The sequence below is a fragment of the Methylobacterium sp. WL116 genome (assembly GCF_008039455.1).
Classification (GTDB): domain Bacteria; phylum Pseudomonadota; class Alphaproteobacteria; order Rhizobiales; family Beijerinckiaceae; genus Methylobacterium.
Genome location: NZ_VRUV01000176.1, coordinates 1 through 8,361, shown reverse-complemented (window position 1 = coordinate 8,361; position 8,361 = coordinate 1). Strand labels below are relative to the sequence as shown.

Here is an 8,361-nt window from a genome sequence, read left to right as displayed (position 1 = left end):
GGCGCTCGGCCGCGCCGGGCACCGCCTCCGCGAACAGGGCCTTGGCCGCCTCCCAGTCGGGCCGGCCCGCGTCGGGACCGAACGCGAGGCAGGCGAGGAGGCGCTCGCCGTCGTAGACCGCGCAGCGGTAGCGGCCGCGGGCATGGTCGGCGTACTCGGCGAGCTCCAGCCCCTGGAACAAGCCGCGCATCAGCAGCATGGCCTCGCGCGACCCGTCCTGCGTGGCGAATTGCAGGCCCGCGCCGCCGGCGATCGTGGCGCGCGCCCACCACCATCCGGCGGGCGCCGCGACCGGGTCGCGGCTGAGCAGGAAGCCCCGCGAGCGGTAGGCGGCAGCCTGGATCGCCGCCGGCGTCGCCTTCAGCTCGGGCTGGCCCGAAAGCGGGTCGGGCACGCCGCGGACGAGCGCCCCGACGCGGGCCATCGAGGCGTTCGAATCGTTCCAGTGCATCGGCATGAACAGGTTGCCGGGCGCCACCGCCTCGGTGACGATCACCTCCAGCTCGGCGGCCCCGTGCGCGGTCGAGACCCGGGCGAGGCCGCCCTCGGTCAGGCCCGCGGCGGCGGCGTCGCGCGGATGCACCTGGACGAAGGGCACCGGGCGATGGGCCGAGAGCCGCGGGCTCTTCCCCGTCCGCGTCATCGTGTGCCAGTGGTCGCGCACCCGGCCGGTGTTGAGGACGAAGGGCATCGCCGCGCTCGTCGCCTGCGCCAGGGCCGGCGCCTGCACCGCGACGAAGCGGGCGCGCTTGTCGAAGGTGAAGAAGCGGCCGTCGGAAAAGAGCCGCGCCTTCGTGCCGCCGCGCTTCGTCAGCGGCCACTGCACCGGCAGGTTCGTCTCGTAGGCGGCGTCCCCGATGTCGGCGAGCGCGCCGATGTCGAAGTCGCGGGTGCCGTTGTTCTCGAACGCCGACAGCGCGGCGTGCTGGCGGAACACCGCCGCCGCCGAGGTGAAGCCGAAGGCGGCGCCGTGGCCGAGGCGGCGCCCGACGTCGGCGAGCACCGCCCAGTCCGGCCGCGCCTCGCCCGGCGCCTTGAGGAAGCGGCGCTGGCGCGTGATCCGGCGCTCGGAATTGGTGACCGTGCCGTCCTTCTCGCCCCAGGCCAGGGCCGGCAGCAGCACGGTCTTCCGGGCCGTGGCGCGGGCGGTGTCGGAATCGGCCATCACCTCGGAGACGACGAGCAGGTCGAGGCCCTTCAGGGCCTCCTTGATCGTGTCGGCCTGCGGCATCGAGACCAGCGGGTTGGTCCCCATCACCCAGAGCGCCTTGATCTTGCCGCGGGCGACCGCGTCGAACAGCGCCACCGCCTTCATCCCCTCGCCGGTGATGAGGTTCGGCGCGTTCCAGAAGCGGCGGACCTTGTCGACCTCCTCCGGCGCGAAGTGCATGTGGGCGGCCAGCATGTTGGCCAGCCCCCCGACCTCGCGCCCGCCCATGGCGTTGGGCTGGCCGGTCAGCGAGAACGGCCCCGCGCCCGGCTGCCCGATGCGCCCGGTGGCGAGGTGGCAGTTGATGATCGCGTTGCCCTTGTCGGTCCCCTGCGCCGACTGGTTCGCGCCCTGCGAGAAGGCGGTGACGACGCGCTGCGTGGCGGCGAACAGGTCGAAGAAGGCGGAGACGTCCGCCTCCGACAGGCCAGTCGCCGCCGCGGTGGCGGCCAGCGTCGGCGCGATCGACTGCGCCCGCTCGAGCGCGCCCTCGTAGCCGGAGGTGTGGTCGGTCACGAAGCGGGCGTCGCACGCGCCGATGCGGTCGAGATGCACCAGCAGGCCCGAGAACAGCGCGCTGTCGGTCCCGGGCCTGAGGCCGAGGAACAAGTCGGCCTCCTCCGCGGTCTCGGTCCGGCGCGGGTCGACCACCACGAGCTTGGTGCCGCGCGTCGTGCGCGCGTCCACCATCCGGCGGAACAGGATCGGGTGGCACCAGGCGGTGTTCGAGCCGACGAGCACGATGACGTCGGCCTCGTCGAGGTCCTCGTAGCAGCCCGGCACGGTGTCGGAGCCGAAGGCCCGGCGGTGGGCGGCGACCGCGCTGGACATGCACAGGCGCGAGTTGGTGTCGACGTGCGGCGTGCCGAGGAAGCCCTTCGCGAGCTTGTTGGCGACGTAGTAATCCTCAGTGAGCAGCTGCCCGGACAGGTAGAACGCGATCGCGTCCGGCCCGTGGGTCTCGGCCGTGCGGCGGAAGGCGCCGGCGACGGTGCCGAGCGCCGATTCCCACGACACCCGCGCGCCGTCGACGTGCGGGTGCAGCAGGCGGTTCTCCAGGCCCAGCGTCTCGCCGAGCGCCGAGCCCTTCGAGCACAGGCGGCCGAAATTGGCCGGGTGCGCGGTGTCCCCGGCGATCCCGGCGCCGCCCTTGCCGTCCGGCGTCGCGATCACCCCGCACCCGACGCCGCAATAGGGGCAGGTGGTCCGAACCGCCGCAGCCTGGTTCGCGCCCTGCTGGTTCGAGACCTGGGGCTCCGGCACGTGCACGGTCATGGCAGGGTCCTCGTATTCACGACGTCGGCCGGCGCCGGCGGAGGCAGCAAGAGTCGGGCCGGGCTTCCCCAGGGCCGCCCTTCCCGCGCGAGCGGGAGGGCGGCCCTGTCGGCTCAGTACACGTCGGCCTGGTAGCGCCCGGCCTTCTTCAGCGCGCCGAGATAGGCCACCGCCTCGTCGGGGGATTTGCCGCCGTGCTGGGCGGCGACGTCGATGATCGCGCGCTCCACGTCCTTGGCCATCCGCTTGGCGTCGCCGCAGACGTAGAAGTGGGCGCCGCCCTCCAGCCACTTCCACAAATCGGCGCCGTTCTCGCGCATGCGGTCCTGGACGTAGGTCTTCTCGGTGCCGTCGCGCGACCAGGCCAGCGACAGGCGCGTCAGCACCTTGTCGTCGCGCATCCGGGTGAGCTCGTCCTTGTAGAAGAAGTCGCTCGCCTGGCGCTGGTGGCCGTAGAACAGCCAGTTGCGCCCAGGCGCCTGCGTCGCGGCGCGCTCGCGCAGAAAGGCCCGGAACGGCGCGATGCCGGTGCCGGGGCCGCACATGATCACGTCGGTGGCGAGGTCCTTCGGCAGCCCGAAGCCGTGCGCCTTCTGCAGGTAGATCTTCGCCCGGGTCTGCTCGGGCATGCGCTCGCCGAGATGCGTCGAGGCGACGCCGAGCCGGAGGCGCGAGCGGTGGTTGTAGCGCACCGCGTCCACCGTCAGCGAGACCTTGCCCGCATCCATCTTCGGCGAGGACGAGATCGAGTAGAGCCGCGGCTGCAGCTCGTCGAGGGATTCGAGGAAGACCTCGGCGTCCGGGCGCGCGCCGGGAAACTTGTGCAGGGCGCCGAGCACGTCGAGATAGGCGGCGTCGCCGTCCGGGTCCTCGCCGGCCGAGAGCGCCTTGGCCTTCCGCCGGGCCTCGCCGGAGGTCAGCAGCGAGAGCAGCTGGTAGAGCCCGTCGGGGGCGGCGCCGAGCGAGTAGTCGGCGATTAGCCGGTCGCGCAGGGTCTTGCCGCCGATCACCCGCTCGGGGCGGGCGCCGAGCTCGGCGATCACCGCGTCGGCGAGCGCCGGCGCGTTGGCCGGGAACAGGCCGAGCGAATCGCCGGCCTCGTAGCTGATCGGCGTGTCCCTGAGGTCGAACTCGACGTGCCACGTCTCCTTCTCGCCGCCCGGCTCGTTGAGCCGGCGGCGGCCGAGGAAGATCGCCTCCACCGGGTTCTCGCGGCAGAAGCCGAGGGGGCCGAGGTCGGCGGCCTTGTCCGCCGCCGCCTCGCCTGCGGCCGCGGCCGGCGCGCCGGCGTCGCCCGTGCCGAACTCCTCGTCGAGCTTCTTCAGCATCCGGAGCGTCTCCTTGCCGCCGGGCTGGCAGAGGTTCAGACGCGCCTCGCTCTTGAGGAAGATGGCGTTGGCGTAGTCGGCGCAATTGTAGCCGCACTGGCCGCAATCCTGCTGCGCCATCGCCGCCATGAGCTTCTGCGGCTCGGGCCGGGCCTTGGCCATCTCCATGCGCTCGGTGATCGGCAGCGACGGGTCGTGCCAGGGCGCGTCGTCGTTGTCGGCGAGCTTGGGGCCGCCGGCCATGTCGCCGGGGGCCAGGGCGGTGGCGCCCTCGACCGCCGGGCCGAGGAGGGCGGCGAAGTAGCCCGACAGCCACGAGCGCTGGTCGGCGGAGAACGGGGCGTTCTCGGGGACGAGGACGAGGGGGGGAGAGACGTGCTCGCTCATGCGGCTGCCTTGAGGCCTGGCTGGTCTTCGGCAAGGTCGCGCAGGGCTTCCGGCCCGGTGCGCGCCGTGAAGGTCTGGAAGCTCTCGTCCGGCCCGGTGCGGCGGGCGAGGTAGGTGCGCAGCAGCGCCTCGACGCGGGACGGCGCGTCCTCCGCCTTGATCGCGGTCCAGATCTCGGTGCCGATCTTCGGGTTCTCGGCGAAGCCGCCGCCGACCACGACGTCGTAGCCCGGAACGGTGTCGCCCTCCTCCGAGACCACCACCTTGGCGCCGATCAGGCCGATGTCGCCGATGTAGTGCTGGGCGCAGCTGTGGTGGCAGCCGGTGACGTGCACGTTCACCGGCACGTCGAGCTCCGGCAGCGCGGCCTCGACGTGGTCGGCGATGATCATCGCGTCGCCCTTGGTGTCGGCGGCGGCGAACTTGCAGCCGTTAGAGCCGGTGCAGGCGACGAGCCCCGCACGGATGCCGGCGGCCTTCGTGGTGAGCCCGAGCGCCTGCACCCGCGCCTCCACCTCGGCGACCTTGGCGTCGGGCACGCCGGAGAACAGGAAGTTCTGCCAGACCGTCATGCGGATCTGCCCGTCGCCGCATTCCTGCGCGATCCGCGCGAGCGCGCGGACCTGGTCGCTCATGATCTTGCCGACCGGCAGGATCACGCCGACCCAGTTCAGCCCGGGCTGGACCTGCGCATGCACGCCGACATGGGCGAACCGGTCGGTGGTGCGGCGCGGCGCGACGTGGGCGGGGTCGACCCGGTCGAGCTTGCGCCCGAGCTTCTCCTCGACGGCGGCGAGGTACTTGTCGAAGCCCCAGGCGTCGAGGACGTACTTCATCCGCGCCTTGTTGCGGTTGGTCCGGTCGCCGTTCTCGATGAACACCCGGATGATCGCATCCGAGACCGCGTTGCAATCCTCCGGCCTCAGCACGATGCCGGTGTCGCGGGCGAGGTCCCGATGGCCGGAGATGCCGCCGAGCACCAGGCGCATCCACACGCCCGGCGCGACGCTCGCGCCCTCCAGCACCTCGATCGCCTGGAAGCCGATGTCGTTGGTCTCCTCCAGCACCGCGACGATGCCGCCGCCGTCGAAGGCGACGTTGAACTTGCGCGGCAGGCCGTAGAGCGACTGGTCGTTGATGATCCAGTTGTTCCAGGACTTGGCGAGCGGACGCGTGTCGAGGAGCTCCTGGGCGTCGATCCCGGCGGTGGGCGAGCCGGTGACGTTACGGATGTTGTCGGCGCCCGCGCCGCGCGCCGTCAGCCCGATGTCGACGAGCCCGTCGAGGAAGGGCTGGGCGTGCTCGGGCGCGATGTGGCGCATCTGGAGGTTCGCCCGCGTGGTGACGTGGACGTAGCCGCCGCCATGCGCGTCGGCGAGGTCGGCGACGCCGGAAAACTGCCAATGGTGCAGGATGCCGTTGGGGATGCGCAGGCGCGCCATGAACGAGGTCTGGTTCGGGGCGACCCAGAACAGTCCGTGGTAGCGCCAGCGGAAGTTGTCCTCCGGCTTCGGGGCCTTGCCGGTGGCGGCCTCCACCTTCAGCCGGTTGTGGCCCTCGAACGGGTTCTCCGCGCGCTTCCACTTCTCCTGCTCGCAGAGCTTGCCGCCGGCCTTCACCGTGCGGTCCTGCGCCTTGATGTGGATCGCGTCCGGCCCAGTCGGCTCGGGCGGCGGACCGCCCTGGCCGAGGGCGAGGCCGCCGGTGAGGCGGGCGGCGGCGACGCCCGAGGCGAAGCCTTCGAGGTAGCGTTGCTGTTCGGCGTTGAAGTCTTCAGCCATGGTCTGCCTCCTTCACGCTGCCAGATTCTTGGCGAGGGGTTCGGCCGGGGGCGCCGCGGGGCGCCCGAACATCAGGTCGTCGATCTGATCCCCGACCGGCGCGCCGGTGCGGATCAGGGTCTTGCACAGGCCCTGCTCGCCGATGTCGCCGACGAAGACCGCGCCGATCAGGCGGTCGCGCTCGACCAGGAGCTTGCGGTAGAGGCCGGCGCCCGGATCGCTCATCACGATCGCCTCCGCGGTGTCGGGCGTGTCGACCACGCCCGCGGAGAACACCGGCAGCCCCGAGACCTTGAGGCTCGTCGAGAGCGCCGTGCCGGAATACTGGGCCTCGAGCCCGGAGAGGTGGCGGCTCAGGGTCTCGGCATGCTCGTAGGCCGGCTCGACGAGGCCGTAGACCATGCCGCGATGCTCGGCGCATTCGCCGAGCGCGAAGATCCGCGGGTCCGAGGTGGTCATCCGGTCGTCGACCTTGATGCCGCGCCCGGTCTCGATCCCCGCGCCCTGCGCTAGGGCGAGGTTCGGGCGCACGCCCACCGACATGACGACGAGATCGGCCGGCAGCACCGTGCCGTCAGCCAGGATCAGGCGCTCGACGCGGCCGTCGCCCTCGACGCGGTCGGTGTCGGCGTTGAGCAGGACCTTGACGCCGCGCGCCTCCATCGCCCGGCGGACCAGGGCGGCCGCGGAATGATCGAGCTGCCGTTCCATCAGCCGGTCCATGACGTGGAGCAGGGTGGTGTCGACGCCGAGCCGCGCCAGCCCGACCGCCGCCTCGAGCCCGAGCAGGCCGCCGCCGATGACGATGGCCTTGGCGTGCTGGACCGCCGCCTTCCGGATCGCCGACACGTCCGCCAGGTCGCGGAACGTGATGATGCCGGGCAGGTCCATCCCGGGCTTGGGCAGGCGGATCGGCACGGAGCCGACCGCGAGCACCAGCTTGTCGAACGGCAGGACGTGGGTCTCGCCGACCACGACCAGCGCGTTCTCGCGGTCGACCTGCGTGGCGGGGGCGCCGGTGATCAGGCGGATGCCGTGGCTCTCGTACCAGTCGAGCCCGCGGAAGGCGCAGGCCGCCTCGTCGACCTCGCCGCCGAGGAGCGAGGACAGCAGCACCCGGTTGTAGGCGGCCACCGGCTCGGCGCCGACCACGGTGACGTCGTAGCGGCCGGGCGACCCTTCGGTCAGCCGCTCGAGAAACCGCAGCGAGGCCATGCCGTTGCCGACCACGACGAGCCTCTCGCGCGGGATCTCCGCGGCTGGAACCTGATCCGTCTGGGCTGTGAGCATCGGTGGAAGGGTCTCGTCCTCGATTGCGCCGGGCACGTCCGCCACGAAAAAAGCCGCCGCCGATCGACCTCCCGGCAAGCGTCGCCGCCCGCGAGGAGACATCGGTTCAGCGGCCTCGCTGACGGTGCTGCCCGTCGTCGTTGACGGGTCGGATCACCTCAGCAGGTTCCGTGCCAGTTCGGCGGGACGAGGCTCGCGCGCTCTGCCGGGCACGGCCGAGCGGTCGGTGCCCGATTTCGCGCGGAGGGTGTGCGCTGCACAAAGATGAGGCGAATGAAGCCCGATCGGGCAGGGGCCCACGATGCACTCTCGACTCGACCGCGCAGCGTCGCGGGCCCGTCTAACGCGGGAAGGACGCTCGGCGGGGGGCGCGAGCGTCCAGGAGGCTTGTGCCCGGCGGGTCGGCTAGATGAGGGTCGAGAGGGCTGCCATCAGGCCGACGACGGGGACGGCGCCGATGAGGAGGGCCCACCGCCAGGGGTGCGCTGCCCGCTCCCGCCGGTTGTCGTTCATCGCTCGGGGCGCGCGGCCCCGGTGTCGGACATAGGCCGAGAGGTCCACGCGTCCGCGCGAGGCGGGAATGGACGAGGCGGTGTCGAGCTTGCGGCAACCTGGCATGGCATGACGATAACGACGTCGCGGCCTCTGCGTTCCGTTTCCTCGCAGGTGATTCCGTCGGATGCGGGCGTCCCGCAGGTCTCAGGCGGGGGATAGTCCGGCCGCCGCGTAGAGATCCGGGCGGTAGACCGCCTCCGCGGCGGGCAGGAGGTCGTCGAGCGGCCCCTGCCCTGCCGCCTTCATCTGCGCCAGCACCCAGCCGGCATGCGCGGCGCGCGGCTCCTGCGCCGCCGCGTCGAGGCGCAGGTAGTCGGGGGCCTCGCGCTGCAGACCCGTCCCGTCGAGGACGATCGTGCCCTCGAGGGTGCGGGCGATCAGGGCGGGATCGAGGTTGAGATAGGCTCGCCGCGCGAGCCGGTGGGCTAGCTCGGAGCGGTTCGCCGGGTCCGCGCACCAGCGCCCTGCCCTGGCGACGGCCCGCACCAGGGGCGGGATCGCGCCGTCGAGCCGCGGCGCGACCGCGAGGACCTTC

The 8,361-nt window shown here is 72.3% G+C and carries 4 protein-coding genes and 1 pseudogene; all 5 read right to left on the bottom strand.

The annotated features are described in order from the left end of the window. Window positions 1-2,485: nitrate reductase (locus FV223_RS14150; protein ID WP_147727645.1), on the bottom strand; the 2,485-nt coding region annotated here is incomplete at its 3' end. Window positions 2,486-2,598: 113 nt separating this feature from the next. After that, a complete protein-coding gene (locus FV223_RS14145; protein WP_147727644.1) occupies window positions 2,599-4,200 on the bottom strand; it encodes a sulfite reductase subunit alpha in 1,602 nt (533 codons plus the stop codon). After that, window positions 4,197-5,981: a NirA family protein gene (locus FV223_RS14140; protein ID WP_147727643.1), complete on the bottom strand. Its 1,785-nt coding sequence runs from the start codon at window positions 5,979-5,981 to the stop codon at window positions 4,197-4,199. The genes FV223_RS14145 and FV223_RS14140 overlap by 4 nt, the downstream gene beginning before the upstream one ends. A gap of 12 nt (window positions 5,982-5,993) precedes the next feature. Beyond that, the gene (locus FV223_RS14135; protein WP_147727642.1) at window positions 5,994-7,271 is read right to left on the bottom strand and encodes an FAD-dependent oxidoreductase; all 1,278 of its coding nucleotides are present in this window, start codon (window positions 7,269-7,271) and stop codon (window positions 5,994-5,996) included. A gap of 699 nt (window positions 7,272-7,970) precedes the next feature. Next, window positions 7,971-8,361, bottom strand: a pseudogene (locus FV223_RS30425) (nitrate transporter); the annotation flags it as partial.